Genomic DNA, 26433 nt, shown 5'->3' with positions numbered 1-26433 from the left:
TTAAATTCTCAAATTCAACCGATTGGAAATAAATGAATATTGTAACTCTCGAAAAAATCAAAGATGATCCTGAAGTCGAAAGCCTTATACAAGCTGCCGATCGCAACCTCGAGGCTATAGGTTACACCGAGCACGGGAATCGCCATATCTCCGTCGTGGCCGACAGGGCGAGCAATCTTCTTATGTCCCTTGGAAAAAAAGAGCGCGATGTTGAACTCGTCTCTATTGCCGCGCATCTGCACGACATTGGCAATGTTATTAACCGTCGTCAACATGCACCCTTCGGCGCTATTCTCGCAAAACCGGTTCTCTTAAGATTTGGTATGCCCATCGACGAAATACATGTAATAATAGCCGCTATAGGCAATCATCACGAGGGGCAAGGCGAGGCAGTGTCTGATATATCCGCCGCCCTTATACTTGCCGATAAATCCGATGTCCACACTACTCGCGTTCGCGAGTCTGGTGATGTTATCGGCGACATACACGACCGCGTAAATTTCGCCGCAGTAAAAAGCGATCTCTATACAAAAGATGACGGCAAAACCATCGGCATCGAGATTCTCATCGATCCTAAAGTGTCTTCGGTAATGGAGTATTTCGAAATATTCCTTAAACGAATGGACTCGTGCAAAATGGCCGCATCATATCTCGGAGCAAAATTTGAACTTGTAATAAATGGAGTAAAATTAGCGTGAAAAAGGGAGAATTATACAAAGCCGCAGGCGTTGACCTGACCGCAGCAGATAATGCAAAGAAAAAAATCGCCGCCCTTGCAAAAAAAACCTTTACTAAAGGCGTGGTTTCTGATATAGGAGCATTCGGAGGTATTTTCCGCTTCCCTGAAGGCTCCGAAAATTTACTTCTGTCTTCTGCCGATGGCGTTGGAACAAAACTCAAGGTTGCCACGGCTTCCAAAAAATATAATACGGTTGGCCAAGACCTTGTAAACCACTGTGTCAACGACCTTCTAACCCTCAACGCGACCCCTCTTTTTTTCCTGGATTATATTGGCCATTGTGATTTGCCAATAGAGCGTATCGCCGAGATAGTCGAGGGGCTTTCTATCGCGTGTTCCGCCAATGGGCTCGCTCTTATCGGTGGTGAGACAGCACAGATGCCCGGAATATACTCCTCCGGCGACTTCGATCTTGTCGGATTTATTGTGGGAAGCGCTAGCAAACAAAGCCTCGTCGATGGTAGCGCTATCCGCCCGGGGGATAAGCTTATTGCCCTTCAGAGCAACGGCCTTCAAACAAATGGTTATTCGCTTGCGCGAAAAATCTTAATCGATTCAAGTGCATATGCCCTCGATGACAGGCCGGATATTTTGAAAGGTATTTCTGTGGGGGAGGCACTGCTTGCAGTTCATCCCAGTTATCTCAAGCCGGTTAAATCTTTAATCGATAAAGGGATAAATATAAGCGGGATGGCGCATATCACCGGTGGAGGTATCCCCGGAAACCTCGTGCGTGTTTTGCCGAAAAACTGCCGGGCCATCGTCGATGTGTCTCAAATATCGATTCCGCCTATCTTCGAACTTATAAGACATGCCGGCGAGGTGCCTATTTCCGAAATGTATGATGTTTTCAATATGGGTGCCGGGTTTGTGATAGTGTTAACAGCGGATATGCAAAATAAAGCGCTTGCTTTATGCGAATCCTCGGAGATTTTCGCTGTGTCTTGTGGCGAGATTGTCTCCGGTGAAAGATCGATTAAAATTGACGGAGTAAATTGACTAAAACCACAAGAACAGCAGCGGGGTGGAAAGACCTGATACTTGCGCTATCCGGAGGAGTTTTACTCTCTTCGGCACAACCACCGCTTTTTCCCACCTTTCTGTCCTATTTCTGCTTAGTTCCCCTTTTTATGGTATTGCACGGCAAACGATATTTTTCATCCTTTGCTCTCGGCTATCTATGGGGTTTCACATCCAACATTCTATCACTTTACTGGATCGCGTTACCAACCTTTGCGGGCATGGTAGCGGCAGTTACGATATTGTCATTGTATAATGCACTTTTTGCGTTAGCCTATTCATTTTTTGAGCGCCGAAACAAAGCCCTTGCTCTGGCCGTATCCCCCATACTATGGGTAGCGATGGAATTCATTCGTGGTTATGGGAGACTCGGTTTTCCATGGATGGACTTAGCATACACTCAGGGCAATTACACAGTCTTGATACAGATGGCCGATATTTTCGGACACCTCGGAATAAGCTTCTGGATAGTCGCCATAAATGCAATGATATTCGCTTTTTCGATCATGCGCAAAAGACGAGGGCTTTTGCTTCTTGCATTAATATTGACCTTTGCCCTGCCGCTGGCCTACGGTCTCTATAGACTCAAACAACCACCGCCATCCGAAACAATAAAGATAGCGCTTATGCAGGGCAATATTTCAGCCGAGCAAAAGTGGGAACCCGGCTTTCGTAGGGCTAATATCCATCATTATGTGCACATGATAGACTCCCTCCCCGAAAGGGTCGATTTAATTGTGCTTCCCGAAACTGCTACTGCGCATTATCACCGAAGCTATCCCGCCCTGGTCGGCCTTTTGCAAAAGGCATCGGATCGTGCAGGCGCACCGATACTCACCGGCACACTCGATTTTGATCCGGGACGCAGAAGCACGCACTATTATAACGCTTCTGTTCTTATCGAGCCAATGAAAGTCAGCGAATCCTACCATAAAATGGAACTTGTGCCTATGAGCGAACAGATACCTTTTCAAGAGTATTTCCCAGTGTTTCGAGATTTGGATGTCGGCGGAAGCCACTTCGCGCGCGGAGAAGAATACACTACTTTCCAGTTCGACAGCTTTAAATTTGGCACTCCCATCTGTTTTGAATCCGCGTTTAGTAGGTCCTCTCTGGGTTTTGCAAAAGAAGGGGCACAGTTTCTTATCAATATAACAAACGATGACTGGTTTGGCTTCACGCCAGGGCCATATCAACATGCAAATTTCTCCCGCTTCCGTGCCGTTGAAAACCGCCTCGGTATTGCACGTTGTGCCCAAACAGGAATCTCTCTCTTCGTCGATGAAAATGGGCGCTTCAAATCTTCTCTTCCGTTACATGTAAAGGGAGTTCTTATCGAGGAATTACCAATCGTGCATAAAAAAACCTTTTTTACCAAAACCGGCGAATGGGTAGGTTATGGCAGTCTTTTTGCTACTCCGCTTCTTCTGGCATTGATGGCTCTTTTGTCTAAAGTAGTATGAAATATTTTTCTGTTTTAATTCTATTAGCAAGTATGGTTTTTGGAGAGGTAGCTGGTTCGTGGCAAATTTTTGCCGATGCTCATTACTCCAATTGCATAGCCTCTCTCGATGGACAGGTCTTCGTTGGAACAAAAGGGGGTATGGTTAGATATAGTCCTTCGACTGGAATATCCGATATACTTACCAATCTCGATGGACTCGGGGACTTGAATATCACTGGTCTGGCTCTTTACAACGGGAGATTGTTTTATGCCGGTGCAAATGGTTCCATAGGGTGCCTCGAAGGTATTCGCTTTAAAACCAATTCCGATCTGAAACGCTCTAATATTAGTTGCAATGGCCTAATTTCAATAGGCGAACATCTTTATACCGCGACCACTTCCGGTGTTTCTAAGCTCAATATTCTTTCAGGCTCGAATCCTGTGGAGATAGCCGAAAACTACACCAAACTTGGCGAGTTCGATAGAAATTTGCCTGTTGTGGCAGTCTCATCGGAAGGCAGTCTCATATGGGCCGCAACTGAAGACGGCCTCGCATATGGAAATCTCGAAAGCAACCTATTCACTCCAGATGAATGGCAAAACCTTTTCACCAATCGTTCGGTTACAGGAATCTTTGCGGATTCTGGAGGCGCATGGTTTGCTCTCGAACGAGCTGCAGATCAGCCCTCGATATTTTGGACTAACGGTGAGATTATCGATACGGTAGCAGATGAATATATGAATTATCGAATGATAGATAATTTTTTCTATTACAACGATGATTTTTATGTCTCTGGAGGTTCTGGGCTTTACATTAGCCGGTCGATGGAAAACTTCGATGTAATTCGCTTGGATGAGCACTGGGCGGTCCATGGTGCTACTTCAATAGATGGCGAGCTTTATGTCGGGTTGGAGGTCGGTTTTGGTGTTCTGCAAAACGATACAATACGCGCTATTCACCCTAATACGCCGTGGGGAACAGGATATTCTGATTTAACCTTTGGTCCCGATGGCGATGTGTGGCTTGTGGCAAAGAATCTAGGAGTAATGCACTGGCAAAATAACCAATGGGATGCTTTTACGGATTGGACGATTACGACCGATGACTCGCTTCTCGATATTATTGAAACAGGTGTGTTTTCTTCATATTCTTTAACTGTTGATGGCAATAATGCGCTTTGGATCGGCACTAACGGAAAAGGCATTTTTTGTTATGATAATAATGGGAATTGGCAGGTGTTCAACGAAACAAACAGCGTTCTTAGAGGTATTGCCGGCGCGCCTGATGTTGTGGTTTGTAGGGCTTTGACCTATGACCCTTATCGGTCTTTGTTGTGGGTAACAAATTACGCTGCTTCGAATGGTCTCGCTGTTGCTGCCTTCGATCCCAATATTGGTCTCGACGCACCGATAGTCTCGTATTATAGCGGTTCTTCCGGCATCTCGACGAACAATATTCACGGGATTGCTGTAGATGAGACACGAGTTTGGCTTGTTCTTAAAGATGAGGGTATTGCGGAAATATCCCTCGGTCCAGATATTGGGAACACCGCCGACGATAATATTTACGTGTATTCAAATTACTTGCCGAGTTCTTCGGTTTATCAAATCGCTCTCGAGGATAATGGAAAAGCATGGGTTGCCGCCGATGGTGGCGTTGCGAACATCGATCCTTCTCTTGGAACAGTGATTAACGGTTTTCTCCCTGAACATGTCTCTCTCGGAGTCGCCGATGTGGATATCGATCCCTGGAACAATGTATGGATAGCCACTGACGATGGTGCGGCTATGTATCGGAATTCAGACACCACATGGCATGCAATTAAATCCCGAGCCAGCAACAACGCTGATTTCGAGGAAATGACAGACCTTCCGACCGACTATCTTTATTCTGTGAAAGTCAATCCCTCGAATGGTGATGTATGGTTTTTAGGGGAGGGGGCGATTGGAGTTTTATCTACTGGTTTCGGAGGCGAGGATGGCGAGCTTAAGGATTTACTCGCATTTCCCAATCCCTTTGTTTGGGATGGTTCTGCAACGAACATGGCAACTATATCAGGGGTCCCGTCAGATGCCGATTTACATATATATTCCTCCGAAGGCTTGTTGGTGAGGACTCTTTCGAGTTTGGATAAAGGACCCACAGCTGCCATCGAGTGGAATGGCAGAAACGATGCCGGCAAACCGGTCGCAAGCGGGATATACATCCTGGCAGCACCTTCTTCACGCGGTACTGCGCGTGGGAAAATTGCGTTATTGAGGTCAAATTTATGAAAATTATTGAATATATTCCCCAATTACGCGAAAAATGGGAGAATTTTGTTCCGAGAACGAACAACGGTACAATGTATCATTTGCAGCAATTCCTCGAATACCATCCCGCTGACAGGTTTCCAGCGAAACATCTCATTTTCGAGGATCGCGGGAAGTGGCTCGGCGTGTTACCCGCCGCCGACCGTGTCCGTGATGGCAAACTTATCCATGTGAGCCACCCCGGCGCCAGTTTTGGAGGGATAGCGGTTCTTCCGAGTGTTGGAGTCAAAGCCGCGCATCGCATGGTAGATTTATGGTTAGATTGGGCAAAGCGCAAGGGATATGAGGGCGTTGAATTCACCCGCGTTCCCACCATTTATCACGCAATGCCCGAGGAGCATGTGGATTTTGCTTTAATGAAGAAAGGCGCTTTTTTTGTGAAGCGTGAGTTAACTGCCGTGCTTCGTCTTGGCCCATCAAAGGATGCCTCCTTTGCGCGTTTCCGCCCCGAGGCTCGGACCTCTACCCGTAAAGCCGAGAAGCTTGGAGTGACTGTCGATCTCGATGCCGATATCCCGCCTTTTTACTCGATTCTCGAAGCCAACCTCGGCGCCCGTCACAATGTTAGACCCACACATTCTCTCGAAGAACTCCTCGACCTGAAAAGTCGTTTTCCCGATAAAATCCACCAGATGACCGCCTTTGTTGAAGGTATCCCTGTAGCTGGTGTAAATCTGTGGGAAGTTAACGAGCGTGCTGTTATTGCGTTTTATATTAGCCATCTCGAATCGGCGCAAAAATATAGGCCGCTGAATCTGCTATTTTGGGAGATATTCTGTTGGTGCATTGAGCGTGGTTTCGAGTGGTTCGATTTTGGAACTTACACCCTGAATATGGAGGCAAATTTCGGCCTCGCCCATTTTAAAGAGGGCTTTGGAGCGAAGGGCATTTTTAGAGACACGCTGCGTCTGGTTTTTTGAAATAAGGGCGGCATATACTGCTTGTTTTGTCTTCAGCTTAAATAACATATATCAAATCCGAAGAATCAACTTTTTGCTATTAGCGAGAACCTCTTTTCTTTGTTTAATTGCTCCGCTTTAGAGTGGTATCAAGAGTTTTTTGCAGACCACTTTTTCTATTTGCTTTTTCCACGCAACGCTGTCACGATTTTTGCTATTCCGCGACTTTGTGCTAACACTTCGATTATCTTGCGCAAAAATCCCCCTGAGCCGCCCTTCACCGCTCGCGCCAGCGTTTTTTCTTTTTCCGCGCGTATTTCTTTATCGTTCAAGTTGTTTAGGACTCTATTTTACCTATAATTTACTGGATTAGTTTTCAGTTATATTTTTGATGAGAAAATTGTGATATTTTGACATTTTATTAAAAGACATAAAGAAGCAGTTTAGTCTTGACAAATCACTTCAAGAGATTTAATATAATTACATGAGATATAGTTAGATAGTTTACATTTAATATCAGGGCGAGGAGTCAAAATGGTCGGAGTAAAATTACATCGAGCCAGCCTTTTGTTTATTTTATGCCTAATTCCTGTTATATTATTTTTTGCTAATGGTTGCGGGAAATCCGGTAACTTCGGTTTTCAGGTTGAAACGGATTATAAGATCGATTCACTATGGGCCGTATATCCAATTATGGTTTCAGGCAACCAGACAGAGGTTAAAGCTCTTATTGTAGGGGCCAATTCTGGTGATCCTTTAAAGGATGTTGTTGTCGAGTTTTCCACCGATACGGATACTATCGAGAATGTTCGAGTGATAACCGACGATTCAGGTATTGCGACGACCACATTTATTTCCTTTGCCGATTCTAGCAGGCGCACGGCGACTATAACAGCTAAGGTAACTGCTGAGATGGTCAGGACTAAACGAATCACAATCGATCTTCTTCCAACGAATTTTATTGATCCAGTCTATTTATTCTTGACGTCTAGTCCGGATACCGTTTATGCTGATGGAAGTAGCCGCGTAGATTTTGAAGCGCGAGTCCTCGATGGAACCTATTCACCACTCGAAAACCATCAGGTAAGGTTTAATTTTATTGCTGGCAACCCTGGTGATCTTTTTATGGAGGTCGATAACTACGCCCTTACTGGAGTTGATGGCAAAGCAACGGCGCATTTAACTGCGCCGAACACTAGCCGAATAATCATCATTGATGCCACTGTTTATGGTATTTATGACACTGTGTCTGCGCGTGATACAATTTGGGTTCTAGACATTCCAGACATCGATTTTATCAATCTTCGTGCCGAACCGATGTCTATTCCCGCCGATGGCCTCTCCGAACTTTTACTTTCGGCTTATGTTACGGTTGGTGTAACTGGCACCCCGGCACCCGATGGCACCCCTATTACATTCACTTCTGCTTATGGGACGCTGCTTCCATATACACCAGCTAAAGCCGCCAATCCAAAAAAAGCGCTCGGTGGCGAATTAATGAGCATTTCTTCGGGAATTAACCTACGAAGCCGCCCGGGGGCTTTCATTTCTGTTACTGATGGCGGTTATGCCCATGTTAAGCTTCGAAGTAGCACAAGCGCAGGCTCAGTCGAGTGTATTGCCTCTGCGGATGTTGGAACCACCGGTGTTATAGCGGATACTATCGATGTCCGCTTCGTAGCGGGCGATCCGATGACGATTGTAGTTACTTCGGGAAGAAGCCCGATCAATGCAGATGGTTTTGACACAACTCGAATCGAAGCTACCATTTACGATGAGTATAGTAATCCTGTTTCCTCTGGCTGGAATGTAACCTTTGCAACCGATAAAGGCGATATTTATCCTCCATCTGCAGTAACGGACTCCAGCGGCACAGCCTACACTGTTCTTACAAGCGGTGTAATTTCGGGTTATGCTCATATTACGGCGACTTGTGAAGGTGTTTCGGGCTTCACGGAAGTGCTTTTCACTAGCACAATACCCAAATACATTAATCTTACAGCATCGCCCAATCAACTTATAGCCGATGGCCTCAGCAGTGCGACTGTTACTGCCGAGGTTCTCGATACATTTTATAATCCCGTTACCGATGGCGTTCGTCTCGACTTTTCCAGCAGTCTCGGAACGCTCTCCGGGGCAAGGGCTATGCGTGGGCGTAGTAAATATTTATTCGAAGCCATGGACACACGCCAGGCGCTTACAGAAGACGGCTTTGCCTCGGTAACGATTACTACCGGAACCCTCGCGGACACCTGCGAAATTAAGGCATGGTTTACGGTTTACGATTCTATTCTTGGGGATTCGGTATATTCAGCGCTAGACTCTTTGTATATTCCTTTCCTCCCGGGAGATCCCAACCAAATAGATAGTGTTACATTCAGCAAAGATAGCATTCTCGCCGATGGCGAAGATACATGTAGGGTATTTGCTTTCGCATCGGACCTTTATCACAATCCCATTCTTGCAGGCCATCTTATATCATTCGAGCCTGAGGAAGGCACGGTTAATCCGGTTTCCAGCAACACCGATGTCTCCGGTCGCGCGCAAACCGAGCTTACAAGCTCACGCTCGGTTGGTTGGCACAATGTTCTTGCGACAGTTCCTGGAGCTACCCCCGGTAGTGGTGACATTTACTTCTATCCTATTCTTCCTGATGAGATTCGCCTTCTCATGGATGTCGATTCTGCGGTTGCTAATGGCGCTGACAGCGTCTTGATTACTGCTTATATTACCGACGATGAAGACCGCCCATGTTCCGATGGCACGGAGGTTATCTTTCGCACCGGTATGGGGACCTTTCTTCCTGCGGAATCGCGCGCGGCACTTTTTTCAGCAAAAGAAACTAAGCTCGATAGACAAAAAGGCGAAATAGGGCACAAAAACTCCTCACGCGCCAGAATAAAAAGGGATACAGTAGTTCGCGGTGTAATCGAAACAGCGACACTCGCGCCTATGGCCGATAGTTTCACCGTTCTCACCGGAACACCTTTTTCGGATGGAACCGCGCGCATCAATCTTATTGCTCCAACAACTATCGGAAGCACATGGGTTTACGTTAGCGTCGCGACGAGCGATAGCACATGGGCGACGGATAGCATGAAAATAGTTTTCGTTCCAGATGTTCCTGCACGCATTGCTCTCGATGCTTTTCCTGACATCATCCCCGCCGATAGCTCTAGCACTAGCACGATTACAGCATCCGTGTTCGATGCGCACTCGAACCGTGTCGGTTCGGGTTTCCTTGTCGAATTCGAGATGGCCGCCGGAAGTGAGATTTTCGGCGCACCGGTCACACTCACCGACTGGACAGACGACAGCGACAGCAGTCAGGCACACACTACATTCAGAAGCTTTTACACTTCGGGCGAGGCCGTCCTCAACGCGAAACTTTCGCTATATCCCACCGTTAGCGAGAACGTTCGCATTTGGCTCATCGGAGCCGATGCGGGCGAGGTCATTCTCTCGACGGACAGCGCGAGAATTCATATCGGCAGTGTGATGAACGTTACGGCCAATGTCTATGACACTCTCGGCGACCCAATTACCGATGGCACGCATGTAGATTTTTCGGTTGAACCGGACAGTCTCGCTACGGTTGTCCCATCAAGCCCGGTTACAATCGGCGGAGAGGCCACCGCCGAATTCAGGCCGAATACTACAGTTGGCAGTTGCATTTTGATAGCTACTGTCGGTGCCATCGCCGATACTAAAACGGTCCGCATTCTCCCCGGCGCGGTTGCGAACATTGTTCTTAGTTCGGTTGATGATACTCTCCCCGCAGATGGCTTCAGCACTACATCTGTTACAGCCGAATGCTTTGATGCTTATGGGAATGAAGCCGAGGAGGGCGAGATAGTCGAATTCTCGACCGACCTAGGCTCCATTGTTTCACCTACTACCACCGATACTCTGGGAATTGCTACAACCACATTTACCTCAGATGTAATTATTGGCACCGCGCGTATTCAAGCTTCATCGGGTTTTGCGCCTGTTGCTGCGATGAATATCGAGCTTATCGGCTCTGAAGCCCATACATTGATTCTCACTGCCGATAGTACCCACATGTCGATTGATGGCTCCGGCCTCGGCCTCACAGCTTACTGTGTAGATGGAGTAGGCCGCCCTGTTTCCGATGGCACGCGCATCGATTTTGCAAGCCGTCTCGGCGGCTTCTCGAGTATTTTTGAATTCACCGTTGGCGGATTTGTGAATACGATTTTGATCAGCGGCTCGGATGCAGGTATCGACACTGTCGTCGCCTCCGCAGATTCCGGAAGGATTGCTGATACGCTCCTTATCCGCTTCGATGCCGGTGTGGCGCATTATATTTCTCTCGAAGCAGATCCGGATACTCTTATCGCGGATCCGCGCGCGCGAAGCACGATTACAGCTACCTGCACCGATGAGTATGGTAATCCACTTGGAGCCGGGAGGCAAGTGGAATTTGCATCGAGTGAAGGTTCTATAATATCGCCGGTTATCACTGATTCTCTCGGTGAAGCTACCACAGAATACTCTGCCAGCGATTATGTCGGACAGGTGAGGATTGATGCTAATATCGACCTCGCGAATGCATGGATTTATATCGAGCAAGTCGAGACGACGGCTGCCTTTATTGCTATTTCGGCAACACCTAACCGTGTTACGGCCAATGGTGTGGACTCTTGCGAAATAATCGCTATGGTTATGGATTCTTCGGCCATGCCTGTCTCGGATGGAATTCTAGTGAATTTCCAGAATAGAATAATGGATTCCACGGGCGCAATTGGCACAGATAGCCTTCCAATGACACCTTTTGCTACTACCCTCTCTGGCGATGCGAGGATTTGGTGGCGCTCGCCTACTTACACAACCAAGGCAATGGTATTCGGAGAGGTTTTCGGTCTTAGGGATAGCGCTATTGTAGATTTTATCGCAGGGGAACCGGCGGGCATCGATGTTGAAGTTGATTCGGCGGATACTGTTATATTCGCCGATGGCGAATCGCGCGCCACAATCTGGGCTTATGTTTACGATGAATATGGTAATCCGATTATCGGCGAACTCGTTATCTTCTCGGCCTCGCCGCTTGGAACTTTCGTGTTCGACCGTGGCTATACCGACAGCACCGGCAATGTCTCGGTGGAAATATATTCCGATGTCTCGGGTCACACAACTATTATGGGCACCGCAGGCGGCTTCACCGATTACACCGAGCTGAATTTCTCTCCGATAATAGCTAGTGAGATATTCCTTTCCTCTGATGATGTTCGCATCGTTGCCGATGGAATCACCACGACAACCATTCGCGCTATTGTTTTAGACTCTATGGGCGTCGGCGTGCCGGATAATACGCCCGTCCGCTTTAGCACAGATTCCGGATTCATCTTCCCCGGAGTGGCTTATACCATATCGGGTGAGGCCACCACGACGCTTCGTTCTGGCACCACAGTTTGTCTCGCCACCATCACCGGTGATGCCGGCGATAGCGTAACAGGCACCACCAATATTGAATTTATCCCCGGGGAGCCAGCGATTATTGAATTTACACCCGCGCCTTACGATATCCCAGCCGATGGCGATACTTTCACGCCGGTCACTGTCATCGTTAAAGATGAATATGGCAACCATGTCCGAACGGGAATAAAAGTTAGATTCACAACGTCACTCGGAGAGATCGACACGGCTAACTTTACCGATAGCTCTGGCGTAACATCGGTTAACCTATACGCCGGCACCACCCCCGGAACGGCTATCATTTGGGCGAATACCGGTGAGGCTTTAGCCCAAGCTACAGTCACTTTCTATAACACAGTCGCTCAGGACCTCTATGTCTATGTCGATCCCGGCGAGGTTGTTGCAGATGGTCGCTCGACCGCCGAGATTACCGGTCAGGTCGTCGATGGCGACGGTATGCCTGTTTCCGATGGTTCGCCCGTTTCCTTCGAGGTGCATCCTCTCTCTATGGGCTTCATCACTCCAAGCACTGCATATACAGATAGCGGAGCCTTCCGAACAACCTTTAACTCGAAAGACAGTATAGGTTCGGCCTATATTATCGCGAGGGCCAATGCCTCCGCAATCGACAGCGTTATTATCGATCTTATCCCCGGCTCGGCGGATATGTGCTCGATTTGGGCGACGCCGACCTCGATCCCCGCCGACAGTTTCTCGACAAGTATCTGTTCGGTGCTTGTCTTCGACAGGTTTGGTAACTCGGTTGGATCGGGTGATACAGTCCGATTCGAGGTTACTCGCGGAACTGTCGATCCCATTTTAGATGTAACTAATTCCGAAGGCCTTGTAGTAGCAGAATTTACATCCGGAAGAATACCCGGTGAGGCGCGTGTTCGTGCTAACTCCGGTGATGCATGGGGCGAAACATATATAACTCTCACCAACGCCGAGGTTGCTTATGTTAGCCTGACCACCGACACCAGTGAACTTGTCGCAGATGGTAGGTCGTTTACTTTTGCGCGCGCCGTGATTACAGATAGCCTTGGAAGCCCGGTTACCAATGGCACTCCGGTTTATTTCTCAGTAGATACAATTGCAGGTGCACCTGAAGATACCCAGCTTGTCTCACTTTCACCCATTATAGCATTCACAACCGATGGCGAAGCCGCGATTCAGATATTCAGCAGCGATAGCACAGGCAGAGTTTGGATTCAAGCGTGTTGCACAGTCGATACAATCACTTCGATATGTGATAATACTTTCCTCGACCTAATTCCGGGTGAGGTGGACAGTATATCTGTTTGGGCTGAAGATACAGTTCTTCCAGCCGATGGCGAGGCATACACAGTCGTTCACGCTCAATTATTCGATAGATACGGTAATCCGCTCAGCTCAGGCATAACCGTTAATCTCGCGACTTCGGCGGGCACTATCCAACCGACAAATACCTTCACCGATGGTTCTGGTTCGGCTCAAGCCATACTAACTGCCCCGGATGCGCCCTCGATAGCTCGTGTGGATGTTACAGCCGGTGGGCGCGTTGGAGTTGCGCAGGTTCGCTTTGAAGCCGCACCGCCAGAATACCTCACTCTCCGTGCTGATCCTCGAAGAATAGCCGCCGATGGCGAAACCTTTTCTACTATAACAGCTAGAGTCCTCAATATACTGGGACAACCTGTTCGTGATGGCACTCGCGTCGATTTCCGGTCGGTTGATGGCACCGGTGCCGATTTTGGAACAATAGACGACATCGCAACGACTTCTGTTGGAGAGGCCACAGTTGCCCTCTATTCGGAAACTCAAACCGGTATAGCTTCAGTTATCTGTTCTGTTGCGGTTGACTCCACAAACTTCCTCTATGACACCGTCGAGGTCCAATTTACTCCGGGGGATCCTTTTACAATAGTAGTCGAGGCTTACGATTCCGACACAGGCTCTACCGTGCGGGATATTCTCATCGCCGATGGCAGAGATTCCTGTATTATTAGGGTATTCGTTTACGATAGATACGGCAATCCAGTCGAATCCGGCAATAGGATGGATATTACTATATCGCCCGATCCAACACTTGGGTCGATTATTCCATCATTTGGTTATACTATTCTCGATGAATCGACCAATTTCCGCTTCCTTGCAGGAACCAACGCCGGAACCGCTGTTATCACCGTTACTACAACCGCCGGGCCAGTTGGAACAAAAATTCTTCGCCTTATTCCCCTCGATGTTGCTTCTATCGACCTGTTTGCCGATAGCATGACTTTAACTGCAGATGGCATTTCAAGCTCGGAATTGAGAGCTATTGCTCTCGACGATCTGGGGATGGCGGTTTCCGACTCGACACCAATATTCTTTAAAACCGATGTCGGCTTCGTCTATCCCGGTGTGGCTTACACCAACGCTGGTGTTGCGATTTCTAGTCTTCGTAGTTCAACCGAAATCGATACTGCAACCATAGTTGCATATATCGGCACCGAAGGCGATAGTGGCTATGTCTCCGATTCCGTGGTTATCCACTTTGTTTCAGGGTCTCCACAATCCATAGATATTATACCTGTGCCCCCAGCAATCACTGCGGATGGCGAAGAACGCTCCGAAATTAGAACCTATGTGTATGATGCCGTAGGAAATCGTGTCGATGGCGGGTATCTCGTTAATTATTCTACAACCCTCGGTTCCATCGATACCCTCGCAGTAACCGGCACCGTGGATGATACCACGGGTGTAGCGATAACTCAACTTCGTAGCGGTATTACACCGGGAACGGCACTTATCACCGCCACTTCAGGTGATGCCACCGGTATAGGCCGCGTCGATTTCACCCCCGATAGCCTCGACGATGCCACTATTATCGTTTCAATCGATCCTAACACGCTTGTCGCAGATGGCCTTTCCTCAGCTATTGTGAGCGGAATGGTGCGTAACTCTGCAGGCAATCCCATATCGGATGGCACACCGGTGCGCCTATTCACAATCCCAGATTCATTAGGTGATATAGGCTTCGTCTCGCCGACCATTGTCTATACAGATAGCGGTCGCATTTCAGCAACTTTCACCGCATCCACTCGTGCTGTAAATTGCAATATTGTCGCCTATGTGGGCGATACATCTACAACATATATTGCCGATACAGCGCTTTGCTATCTTATCCCCGGCGAACCAGATAGTATTGCCGTTTGGGCTAATCCGGATTCAATCCCAGCCGATAGCTTCAGCACAACGATTTGTAGTGTAGCGGTGTTTGATAGATATCGAAACGCGGTGCGTGGGGGAGTTACTGTTACTCTGACCACATCTCTCGGAGAGATTTTCCCGACCTCCGATGAGACTAACAGCGATGGTATCGTAATTATAAACCTTCGCAGTGGTTTCGATGCTGGAATGGCAAGGATCGTGGCGCGTTCCGGCACTGCTCGCGGTGAAACGAATGTCCGTTTTGGCGGAACCTTGGCTCTAACAATTTCATTGACTATCGAGGATAGGATAATACAAGCCGATGGTTACTCCGAGACAACGTGCAGAGCCACTGTTCTCGATACTTTTGGGAATCCCGTATCCGATGGCACATCGGTCTATTTTGCCTCGTGGCCGGATACCCTGGGCGATACACTGCTGAGTCCTTCAGATACGCTTGGTTCACTTATACCACAGATTGCTTATACTACAACCGGCATTGCAACAACTGCATTCCGCACGGGAACACAACGCGGACGCGTTTGGATTTCAGCCGGCGATGGTTCTGGTCACGGTGACCAGGGCTTTATCGATCTTATACCCGGCGATCTTGCATCCATCGAACTCGAACCGGATACCAACATCATTGCCGCCAACGGTAGAGACCAAACCCGCGTAGTAGCCACTCTCCTCGACGATTTTGGGAATAGGCTGCTTTCCGGCGAAGCCGTCCAATTTGGCACGGACCTTGGCGCTATATCGCCTTCCAATACCTTTACTAATTCCGCTGGCGATGCATATACAATTCTCACTGCCGGCACAGATCCCGGAATCGCACGTGTTTGGGCGCAAAGCTCCGGCGTATTTGAACTCACAGAGATCGAACTTCGTGAGAGCAATGTTGGAACCTTGTTGCTCACAGCCAACCCGGTGCAGCTGGTTGCCGATGGTATGGAACAGTCAATAATTACATGCCAGGTATTCGATGACGACGGAAGTCCCGTCTCCGACGGAACTATGATTTCGTTCCGCGCTAACCCGGTGGCTAGTGGTGTAGTTATTTCTCCGAAACAAACTCTCGGCGGGAACTGCTTGACCACCTTTACCTCCAGCACAGATGTTGGCACCGGTGAGGCATGGATTATCGGGGAATTCGAGGATACAACAGTATCTCCGTCTGTAATTAGATCGGATAGCGTGCGTATTCTCCTGATTCCCGGCCCGGCAGCAACTATAGAGGTTTGGGGCGATTCTACACATGCTCCCCTCGATACAATCGATGCCGATGGTATGGATGACCTTCTTATATTCGCCCGTGTCCTCGATCAATACGGAAACCGCATGCGCGCCGGTGAGACAGTAAACTTCTCTACTAACCGTGGCATCATAGAAGAGTCGGCCATCACCGATACTTCGGGGATTGCTCGCGCTTTACTCACATCTGATATAGAACCCGGAGACGCTGTTATTCAAGCACATTGCGGTTCAGCTGCCGGTTATCATCAAGTCAACATGGCCCCTACGACTGTTAATAGCGTGGTGCTATTCGCTGATTCCACCGAGATGTTGGCGAATGGTATCAATCGCACGGAAATTCAAGCTTATGTTTATTCTGCCGGTGGCCACCTTGTCTCAAATAATACTAGAGTGGAATTCTGGGTCGATCCTGATAGCTTGGGTAATGTGGAACCCTCCGTAGCATATACCGATTCAGGTATTGCGACTATTTATCTGCGCTCGGACACGCTGGCCGGTGAGTTAGATATTTGGGGAAGAGCCGATACAGATTCCGGGAAGGTTTCGGTTCAACTCCTGCCTGGACCGCCCTCGAGACTCGTCGCTTTTTTGGTTGACTCGGTAGATAGCGTCATTTCCGCCGATGGCTCCTCCAATGCCGCTGTCGCGTGCTCGGTCTTTGACCGCTACTCAAATCCGGTTACACCCGGAAGCGCCGTTAGCTTTACAACAACACTTGGAACAATAGGCGCTTCGGCCTTCACTAATACCGAAGGCTATGCCACTACGCGTCTTACAGCAGGAACAACACCGGGTGAGGCGCTTATTACGGTTCGCAGCGGCGATGCGATAGACTTTATTCAGGTTCGCTTCCAAGAACTCGTTGCCGATGAAATTGTTCTCAATATAGTTCCAGCGAGGATGCCCGGTAATGGAACAAGTTCAGCCGACATTACAGCCTATGTTTTCGATACCGAAGGCATGCCAGTTTCCGATGGAACCCGCGTCGATTTCGACCATGTGAATACAGAACCTAACGGAATAATCAATCCACGAGTGACCTTTACTATAGGCGGATTGGCTACAGCCACGCTTATCGCTCCGCTTGATGTCGGAAGAGATAGTATTACAGCGAATGTCGGCGTTTCGGTTAGCGATACTGTATCAGTAGTCTATGAGCCGGGCGAACCGGCAGTCATCGAATTTGATCCGCTCTCGCCGGATAGCCTTCCCGCAGATGGCAGCGGTTGGCAACAGGCAGTCATCGTTATGGATGAATTCAGAAATCCGGTGAATATTGGCACCGGCGTTACATGGGAGACAACACGCGGCGAGGTTATTACACCGACTGTGGTCGAAGATGATTCCGGAAGAGCTAGAACATTTATTTCCAGCACCGAGACCGGCCCCGCTCTGCTAACCGCACGTTCAGGCGATGCTGTTGGGAGCAAGGTCATCGACTTTGTCGAAATCGAGGCGAACTTCGTCGATATTGTTGCCAATCCTATAAGAATCAACGCCGATGGAACCAGCACGAGCAATATCACAGTTACTGTTCTCGATACAGCTGGGACCTCGCGACCCGTCTCAGATGGCACGCCTGTGTTCTTCGATGTTATCGGTAGTGGTGTAGTAAGCCCGCGCACAGCATATACCGATGGCGGACAAGCACGCGCTACTCTTACGGCAGGTGTGATCGTTGGAATGAATTCTGTGATTGCAACTGTAACGGACTCACTCAAGGACACTGTCGATGTCGAATTCGTGGCAGGGCCACCATCGATCCTAGACTTCGACCCAATACCTACAGATATGATAGCCGACGGTGCGGATACTCAGAGCATAATCGTTCGTGTTAGGGACGCTTATGGCAATCCAGTCGCAAACGGCCTTACAGTCGATTTTACCATCAATAAAGGCTTCGTAACTCCTGTTAGTGCTACCGGTTATAATTGGCCGGCTGATACCGGCCTCGCCCACGCCGTTGTGGTTTCTGGCACCGAATACGGCATCGCGAGTCTCTCAGCAACCTGCGGTAGTGCGACTAATTATGCAACTATCAACTTCATACCTCTCACTGCTGAGTCGCTGGTGCTTGTCGTCGATCCGCCGGTTCTCATTGCCGATGGAACCGAAACAGCAGCGCTGACGGCTGTCGTCTTCGATGATGAAGGACTTCCTGTTTCCGATGGCTCGATAGTCCGATTCAACACAGGAAACGGCATAATTAATCCTGCCGTGGCCTACACCTCCGGCGGCATAGCTACAAGCACACTCAAATCCAGCACTGTGCCGCAAGATTCCATTGTTGTCGTTGCCGATGCTGGCAGCACGGCCGTCGATACGCAATACGTTGATTTTATTCCCGGTCCTCCGGCGGTTATCGATATAGCAGCCGACACCACAATTATCGAAGCGAATGGCATCGATTCTTCGATGATAACCGTAAGCGTTTTCGATCAATACGGTAATTCAGTCGGAGCTGGTGTAGCGGTGAATTTCAGCGCCTCTCTTGGGATTATTGTTCCCACAGCATACACCGATACAACAGGTCAAATTACAGTTAGACTCATCGCAGGGACTACAAGTGGTTGGTCGAATGTGGCTGTTTCGTCGGGTTCTGCTTCGGGAAACATACTTATCGAGTTCATTTCCACAGAGGTTTACGAGATTTCTATGACAGTGATTCCGCCAACCCTAGTGGCCGATGGTTCTAGCACGGCCGATGTTTCTGTTGTTGTGCTCGATGTTCTTGGATCCCCTGTTTCCAATGGAACCTCGGTGCGCTTCACCGGACTCAACTTAGGAAGTGTCACACCTATATTCGCGACTACATCAGGCGGTATTGCAACAGCGCGTATAAGAGCTTATACAGATACCGGTTACGATACTCTAATAGCGAGTAGCGGAGGCATTGAAGATTCAGTCGAAGTGCGCTTTATATCGGGTGCTCCCGATTACATCCTACTATATCCCGCGCCAGATACCGTGCTGATTGCAAATGAAACTGATACTACGCGCATCTTTGGCGAGGTTTTCGATCAGGCCAGTAACCACGTAGATGAAGGCTACGTTGTAAACTTCAATGTCGATCCTTCAACCTATGGCACTATCTGGGCAGCGGATGTTACCGATACCCTCGGTAGAGTCGATGTTCCCTTCCGTGCCGGGCGCTACGCCGGAGTGGCAATAATTCGCGCAAGCTGCGAGGGTGCTGCAGGTATCACTCAGGTGGAGCTTCAGCCTACCGATGTGAACGAATTACATGTATCCGTTATGGATAGATTCTTGTCTGCCGATGGTGTTACCTCCACAGAAGTCTCGGCATTCGTTACCGATTCTTCAGGTATGGAAATAGCGGATGGCACCGGTGTCCGCTTCGGTCAAATCGCCCCGGATGGCATATTAGCTCTTCTAAATCCAAGTTTCTCGACTACAAGTAGCGGTTATGCGAATATTAACCTATTTGCTCCAACAAAGGTGGGTAGCACCCTGGTCTATGCATATTGCGATATTAACGATAGCACCACAATTGCCTCTTCGGAAACTGTCACGGTCTATTTCGAGCCGGGCAATGTGGCTGTTATTCGTTTCGATACATTGGCAGGTGGAAGCTATGACCAAATCAACTATGTCGAACTTTCAGCTAACGGCGAAGATAGTCTTGCTGGCTTCGTCCGTGTGGAAGATGCTTTCGCAAACGGTATTACCGATGCTACGATTAACCTCACATTGGAAACGGGTGCCGTTGTCCCACTAATCGGCGTAACAAACGACTCTGGAAGAGTATCCTTTAAGATCACCGCGCCAAACAGAATAGGAACGACATACCTCAATGCTACAGACGGCGACATTACCGGTTATCTTCCAATCTATTATCAACCGACAACAGCAGCCAATATCGCTCTCTCCGTTGCACCACGGGGTCTTCCAGCAGATGGCGTTTCTACAGCGATTGTTCGGGCAATAGTTACCGATGCATCTGGGAATCCTGTGTCCGATGGCGTCTCAGTTCGTTTCACTGCGCTATTTGGCCTTGTTTCACCTCTCGATTCCCTCGAAAGCGGAGTGGCTACAGCGACTCTCGTCGCCGCAGATACAACATGTATCGATACGATATGGGCCGTGTGCCAGTCGGAAACCGCCAAGGTTACAATAACCTATTCCGCCGGAGCAGCCGATGAGATTACAATTAACGTTAATCCTGACACTTCTACAGTTGGAAGTGGCAGAACAAGCAGAGTCTCAGGCTTTATAACGGATGCAATAGGAAATCCGGTTGCACTTGGAACCTACGTATATATTTCAGTCGATAGCGCGGGTATGGGAAGCATTGCCGATCCTGTGGTTGCCACGGATGACACTGGTTATTATGAGACAACCTATGCGCCGGGGTTAAAGGCAGGCCTTACAGGCATCACGGCACGCGTTAACACCCTAACAGCGCGTAAGGACTTCCTCCTCTACGCCGGACCTCCACACACTATAGACCTTGCTGTTAGCAGGGATTTCATCTATATTCGCGGAGTAGGCGAGGTTGACCAATCTGTCCTCGAGGCTGTGATTTATGACCAATATGACAATCCCGTTCGCGATAGTAGCGAGGTCGTTTTCCGTATTGTCGATTTCCCGGGCGGTGGAAGCATTAACCCGGAACTCATCCCCGGTGGAGGAATGCTTAGCGATACCGTTTACACAATTAACGGAAGAGCGAGTGTTACTCTTCGTTCAGGTGATAAATCCGGTTCTATTGTAGTGGAAGCTACAGCTATATTGCCGGGTGGCGGAACATTCGTCTCACGCGCCCCGAGGATTACTGTTGGAAGCGGACTACCTTATTATGTATCTGTTTCAGTAAATGACTGTAATGTTCGTGGCTGGGATGTTGACGGTGTTGTTAACGACGTGATGGCGATTATAACGGATGAATACGGAAATCCCGTCGCGCCGGGAACAGCCGTTTGGTTCAGAACCGAGGAGGGCGCGATAACAACCTCATCGACAACCAATGATAGCGGGTTCTCTTTTGCCACATGGTATTCCGCCACACCGAGAAACGATGGAATCGTCCAAATTATAGCAGAGACAAGGGATACGTTGGGCGAGCGCACCGATACCGTAGCCTTCTATTCCAGTGGGAGACCGGATAGTGTGGATATTACTGTTTTACCGGGCCTGACCTATGCCGATACCCTGGGCTTCTCTGATGTCCGTGTCGATGTATGGGACGAAAACGGCCATCCGGTTTGCGATAGCACTGTTGTTCAGATAGTTACAAATTGGGGGACAGTCGAATCACCAGTTTTCACTTCTAATGAGTGCTACGAAAGTTATGCGATAGGCCGATATACAGCGCGCAATGTCAACGTTGATAATTATTGTAGTTCCGATACAGGTGGATTAGCCGAAGTTACTGCAACCGTCGGTGGTGTCAGCGAGAAGGATACAATTTATCTTAAGCACGATACTCCAAACTCCGAAGCCTCTTCAATAACATCACCAGAGAGTGTTCCCTATGGAACATCCTTCCCGATTAGCGTTAAGATTGTCGATCAATGGGGTAATCCCATCTGTGGTGAGGATGTAGAGGTTACCGGCGCAAATGTCTTCGGTTCGATCCCGGCTACACACACAACAGGGATTACTGGAGAAGCATCCTATGATCTTTCTGCAGCAGCGGATTCTAGTTGGCCGGCCTCAGGTGTTATCTTGGCAAGAATAATTAGCACCGGCGGAACGATCAACGTGCCAATATCTTATTCTTCACGAAGGCGTCCGATGCCACCTGATGAAAGTTCGGATATCCCTAAGGCGACAATTGTTGTCCCAGATACTGCTGTCGTTGGAAGAAAAGACTAAGCCATAGACCGGAGGAACACCGATGCAACGCAAAATAATTCTATATTTCGCCCTGCTTGTCCTAGTTGCTGGCTCCGGCATGGCAATAATGGTCGGCAACCCAACCAAAGAAACACCCTATGAAAGGTTCGGCTTTTCTGTGGAATTCGACTACGAGAAGTGGTTGATCCGCTATGAAATTGGCCCCGACTATAAAATTAACTCCCAGAGAATTTTGCTGAAGCCTTCGCTCGGCTTATTTAGATTTGTCGAAGCCAATGCAATTCTAGGAATGGCGGATCTCAATTTCCCTTCTATTTCAAGCGTTTACACAGATTTTAACGGAAGCCAAGAATTGGCTTTCGGTTTGGGGCTTAAAACGCATTTTGCCTATTATTACCCCGCTTTCGGATGCCGAAGGATATCTAAGCAACCGGTGCGTTTATATGCTATAGCCAATTGGCTCACAACAGTGAGTTCAGACGAGGTTATTTTCGGTGGAGGTGTCCTCCACTATGTTGATTCGTATCGTTTTCAGCAATTCGATATGAGTCTTTACGGAAGTTGGCAATTTGGAAGAACAGTTCCGTATCTCGGTATCAAATGGACATATCTTACAGGAAGAAAATATCGCAAGGCATATTCCGCAAGCTCGGGCACGCCATTCACTAAAATGTCCGGCCTCTTTAATGATCCAGGGCAATACCCCAAGCCCATTCTTGGGCTTGACATAGACATAGGCAAGGGTTATGTTCTAACCTTAGAAGCTAGTTATTGGGGTAAAAGCGAGACGACGATTGGAATTGGACTGTCACAATTATATTATCCGAAGAAGGACAAAGATGACGAGGATGCGCCTGCTTTGCAGGGGGTCGGTTCTACCAGTTCTTATTAGTCTTCTTGTCGCAACAAATCTATTTTCCTTTAGGCCGGATCGAGGCCCCTTCTCAGATTTCTGGGCAAGGGGCCTTTTAGACAAAGAACCTCAAGCCGTTCATTATTTTGTTCCACGAATTGACCCCGATAGCCTCGATACGAGGGATATCCTCCTAAGGGCATATAGCTTCCAGTCCGCTGATTGGAACGAAAGAGCGCTTCGAAATTATCAGTCGATTTCCTCGCTTCTCGGAAGTTCTCCATTGGCAGATTGGGCTGCATTCTGGATAGGCGAGATGGCTCAGGAGGCAGGCGATAAATCTACAATCCGCGAGGTGTTCAGCGTTCGAAGCCCGCCATGGGGGAGGTTCTGGTTGGGGGCATGGCTTTTTTCCGAAAGGGACTATGACTCTGCTATCGACATCTTTGATGCACTGTCTGACGATGAATCGAGCCAGACGATATTGAAACTCATGTCGGGCTATTTCCTCGGATTGTCATATACAAGGCTTGGGCAGATAGACAAAGCTACAGATACATTCGAAGGGCTTATAGAGAAATATCCTCGTAGCCTTTTAAGCGGTGAGATCAAATATCGTATGGCATCGATTGCATTTTCGCACGAGGATTGGAAAAACTGCAGAAGCCATCTTTACGAGGCACTAGAATTTTATGATTTATCATCGAGAAAATCGGCTCATTGGTGGTCCGATGAGGCTCAGTTTATGCTTGGCGCAGGCGATTTCATGGAGGGGCGCCATGTAGTCGCGATTCGGCGATTCCAGAAGCTTGAAAACAGTTTCCCCGAATCGCCATATGTCGGAAGGCTTCCTTATTTGTCGATTCTAGGTGAGATCGAAACCAAATCCACTAATGCTGCTCGTGATAGCGCCCTTCTGGCTGCACTTTCACCGGATTTATATGCCGATGTTCTCTTGCGTATTGCGTATCTTTTTATGGAGGATGGTGAGTTTAATACAGCGCAAGGGAAGTTCCTCGAAGCTGCAGAGATGGCGGAGGATAAAGATTTGATTGGTGAATGCTTCCTTTTCGCCGGCGAATGTGCTTATAATCGCCGTAAATACGATAAAGCTATCGATTTTTATCAAATCACGCATTCCTGTTGCTCTAAAAGAGACCGCGAGGCTAGTTGGGGCCTTGGGTGGTCATATCTCAGAGTTCGAAATTACGAAGATTCAAGAATTTATTTTACCTCTGTTTTTGCTGGTGAGGAGGACGAATTTGCACAATCGGCGAGGTTAACATATGCCGAAACCTTCCTACTCGAAGGTCGCCCCAAACGCGCTATTATGGAGCTTAACGACTTCCTCGGCGCCGCTAACCCTGATCTTGTCGATAATATCCTTTATGATCTTATTATCGCTTTCAAGGCTGTTGGTGATACGGATAGGATAATTGAGACCTCGCAAGAATTTATGGAAAGATATCGGAAAAATCCCCTTGCCGAGGAGATTGTTAGCCAATATGCAAAGATTCTATTCGCGAGAGGCGATTATTTTAGGCTTATAAGCATTGCCGATCAAGTCGATATATACTCGATATCCCGCGAAAAAGCGGACCAAGTTCGAATACTTGGAGAGAGAGCGAGATACCATGCGGGTATCTATTCTGATCCGCTCGAAGTTTCCGAAAAATTCTTAGAGAAATACCCCGACTCTCCACTCATTGGCGAGGTGCTTCTCGACATTGGGAGCTACTTATGCAATGTCGGAGACTACGAGAAAGGGGCTATCGCTTTTGATCGACTGAGGCATCGGAATATACCTGATTCCTTATGGGTAGAGGCTAGTTTCAGGATGGGGCTTTGTTATCTCGGTATGGGTGATACGACGGCAGCAAAAGAGATATTAAGCCAGCTTCTGGGCGAATTTGAGAACGATCCCACAGCTGCTAGAGGGATGATATCGTTAGGAGATTATTTTCACTCTATCGGTGCTTATGAATCGGCTACCGAAATATATAACAGTGTTCTTGAATCGGCTTTAGATACAAACCAGGTTGCGCTTTGTGAGCTTAAACTTGCGCAAAGCTACGAGGGACTTGGAAGGCTTCCTGAAGCGCGAATTATGTTGAAAAATATCTACGAAAACGAAAACATAGCTTTACAATATCGACAGCAAGGGCTTTTGGGGCTTACCCGTGTTTATTATTCCATGGCTGAATTCGAAGAGGGATTCAAACTTGCTAATCCTGTCTTTGATACCCTCCCGGCAGATAGCTTCAAATGTGAGCTTGGAGAGCAAATAGGTAAGATTGCACTTCGCCTGGGATGGTCGGATATAGCCTTGCAGAGGCTTCTTCCGGACACAGCAGAGATTTTTATTTGTTCAGGCACTAAAGACCAGTCGATTCTTCACGATTTAGCATTAATTCTCGAGGCCCGAAGTTCGCTAACTGATGCTAAACGAGTATGGGAATGGATAATCCAGGTATCGGAAAATGATTCTGTTGTCGCAATGGCTAGAACCAAATTAAAAAAATATAATGCAACATCGCCAAATTTATCAAACCAAAAATAGGACGGAGGAAAACAGATGACAAAAAACATTCTATTTGCAATCCTTTGCATGATGATTATTTTCACAGGATGCAAAGAAAGCGGAGAAATGATTAAAAAAGGAGATAGCCAAAAAATGGCAGAAAACAAACAATCAGAAGAAGCGATTTCGAGACCTCAGGTATTACTTAAAACCGATTATGGTGATATTGTTATCGAACTTAGGCCGGACAAAGCTCCTAAGACCACAGAGAATTTCCTCAAACTAACGAATGAAGGTTTTTACGATGATTTAACTTTTCATCGTATTATAAAGGGTTTCATGATTCAAGGTGGCGACCCCAAGGGTGATGGCACTGGAGGTCCCGGCTACACAGTTCCCGCTGAAATAACCGACCTTAAGCATGTTAGAGGAGCATTAGCCACAGCGCGTCTCGGAGATCAGGCTAATCCTCAGAAAGCTTCTAGTGGAAGCCAATTTTTCATTTGCCATCAGGCTGCAACGCATCTCGACGGCCAATATACGGTTTTTGGTTCTGTCGTTAAGGGCATCGATGTTGTAGATAAGATTGCAAATGTTCCCATGGCCGACCCCCGTATGGGCAGGCCTCAGAAGCCGGTTAATATTCTCAAGGTTGAAGTTATTTCTAAATAGACTTTGGAATTTTCGGCGCTTGAATAGTTATTTATTGTAACTCGTTATAGGGATGCCATAATTGGTATCCCTATAAAAAATTTGGATTACAAGATTCAGAGAGGGAAAGAGGGCGCTAGTAGATTTGCTGAAATGATTACTTACAAGGCTATTTCTCAATAAATAAGGCGCTGTCACGATTTTTGCTACGGTCATTAAGGAATATTTGATTACATGATTTTCGACCGCAAAAATCCCATCCCTTCCCATTCGCTGTCACGAAATTTGCTTGGGGCAAATTGCGCGCCA

General features: G+C 48.0%; 10 protein-coding genes. 9 read left to right on the top strand and 1 reads right to left on the bottom strand.

Features of this window, described 5'->3' with window-relative positions; genetic code table 11:
- The first annotated feature begins 32 nt into the window (after positions 1-32).
- The 5 genes from KAH81_06010 to KAH81_05990 are packed head-to-tail and all read left to right on the top strand — an operon-like array spanning position 33 to position 6436.
- Positions 33-698, top strand: a complete 666-nt coding sequence (locus tag KAH81_06010; protein MCK5833209.1) for an HD domain-containing protein — start codon at positions 33-35, stop codon at positions 696-698.
- Complete coding sequence (locus KAH81_06005) at positions 695-1738, top strand: phosphoribosylformylglycinamidine cyclo-ligase (protein ID MCK5833208.1); 1044 nt, start codon at positions 695-697, stop codon at positions 1736-1738. Before KAH81_06010 ends, KAH81_06005 begins: the two co-directional genes overlap by 4 nt.
- A complete protein-coding gene (gene lnt, locus KAH81_06000; GenBank protein ID MCK5833207.1) occupies positions 1735-3222 on the top strand; it encodes an apolipoprotein N-acyltransferase in 1488 nt (495 codons plus the stop codon). The genes KAH81_06005 and lnt overlap by 4 nt, the downstream gene beginning before the upstream one ends.
- Positions 3219-5477 carry a hypothetical protein gene (locus KAH81_05995; GenBank protein MCK5833206.1) on the top strand — a complete coding sequence of 753 codons (2259 nt, stop codon included), beginning with the start codon at positions 3219-3221 and terminating at the stop codon, positions 5475-5477. Before lnt ends, KAH81_05995 begins: the two co-directional genes overlap by 4 nt.
- Positions 5474-6436 (top strand): GNAT family N-acetyltransferase, encoded by a 963-nt coding sequence (locus tag KAH81_05990; GenBank protein MCK5833205.1) that lies wholly within the window; start codon positions 5474-5476, stop codon positions 6434-6436. The genes KAH81_05995 and KAH81_05990 overlap by 4 nt, the downstream gene beginning before the upstream one ends.
- 155 nt (positions 6437-6591) lie before the next feature.
- Here the strand turns inward: KAH81_05990 and KAH81_05985 are convergent, their stop codons facing one another.
- On the bottom strand, positions 6592-6747 hold the full coding sequence (locus KAH81_05985; protein ID MCK5833204.1) for a hypothetical protein: 156 nt from the start codon (positions 6745-6747) through the stop codon (positions 6592-6594).
- Between the two features lie 202 nt (positions 6748-6949).
- Here KAH81_05985 and KAH81_05980 point away from each other — a divergent pair, with 202 nt between their 5' ends.
- Genes KAH81_05980 through KAH81_05965 form a run of 4 tightly spaced genes read left to right on the top strand, consistent with a single transcriptional unit; the run spans position 6950 to position 26145 of the window.
- On the top strand, positions 6950-22117 hold the full coding sequence (locus KAH81_05980; protein MCK5833203.1) for an Ig-like domain-containing protein: 15168 nt from the start codon (positions 6950-6952) through the stop codon (positions 22115-22117).
- A gap of 22 nt (positions 22118-22139) precedes the next feature.
- Entirely contained in the window at positions 22140-22991 is an 852-nt protein-coding gene (locus tag KAH81_05975) for a hypothetical protein (GenBank protein MCK5833202.1), read from the top strand.
- The gene (locus KAH81_05970) at positions 22939-25512 is read left to right on the top strand and encodes a tetratricopeptide repeat protein (GenBank protein ID MCK5833201.1); all 2574 of its coding nucleotides are present in this window, start codon (positions 22939-22941) and stop codon (positions 25510-25512) included. The genes KAH81_05975 and KAH81_05970 overlap by 53 nt, the downstream gene beginning before the upstream one ends.
- A gap of 48 nt (positions 25513-25560) precedes the next feature.
- Positions 25561-26145 (top strand): peptidylprolyl isomerase, encoded by a 585-nt coding sequence (locus tag KAH81_05965; GenBank protein ID MCK5833200.1) that lies wholly within the window; start codon positions 25561-25563, stop codon positions 26143-26145.
- The last annotated feature ends 288 nt before the right edge of the window (positions 26146-26433 follow it).

This window comes from bacterium, assembly GCA_023145965.1.
Lineage (GTDB): Bacteria > UBP14 > UBA6098 > UBA6098 > UBA6098 > UBA6098.
This window is presented reverse-complemented; position numbering and strand designations above follow the sequence as displayed.

Excerpts from the sequence above, each read along its gene's own strand:
- KAH81_06010 (MCK5833209.1), top strand. The coding sequence starts at position 33 with ATGAATATTGTAACTCTCGAAAAAATCAAAGATGATCCTGAAGTCGAA.
- KAH81_05995 (MCK5833206.1), top strand. The coding sequence starts at position 3,219 with ATGAAATATTTTTCTGTTTTAATTCTATTAGCAAGTATGGTTTTTGGA.
- KAH81_05990 (MCK5833205.1), top strand. The coding sequence starts at position 5,474 with ATGAAAATTATTGAATATATTCCCCAATTACGCGAAAAATGGGAGAAT.
- KAH81_05980 (MCK5833203.1), top strand. The coding sequence starts at position 6,950 with ATGGTCGGAGTAAAATTACATCGAGCCAGCCTTTTGTTTATTTTATGC.
- KAH81_05975 (MCK5833202.1), top strand. The coding sequence starts at position 22,140 with ATGCAACGCAAAATAATTCTATATTTCGCCCTGCTTGTCCTAGTTGCT.
- KAH81_05970 (MCK5833201.1), top strand. The coding sequence starts at position 22,939 with ATGACGAGGATGCGCCTGCTTTGCAGGGGGTCGGTTCTACCAGTTCTT.
- KAH81_05965 (MCK5833200.1), top strand. The coding sequence starts at position 25,561 with ATGATGATTATTTTCACAGGATGCAAAGAAAGCGGAGAAATGATTAAA.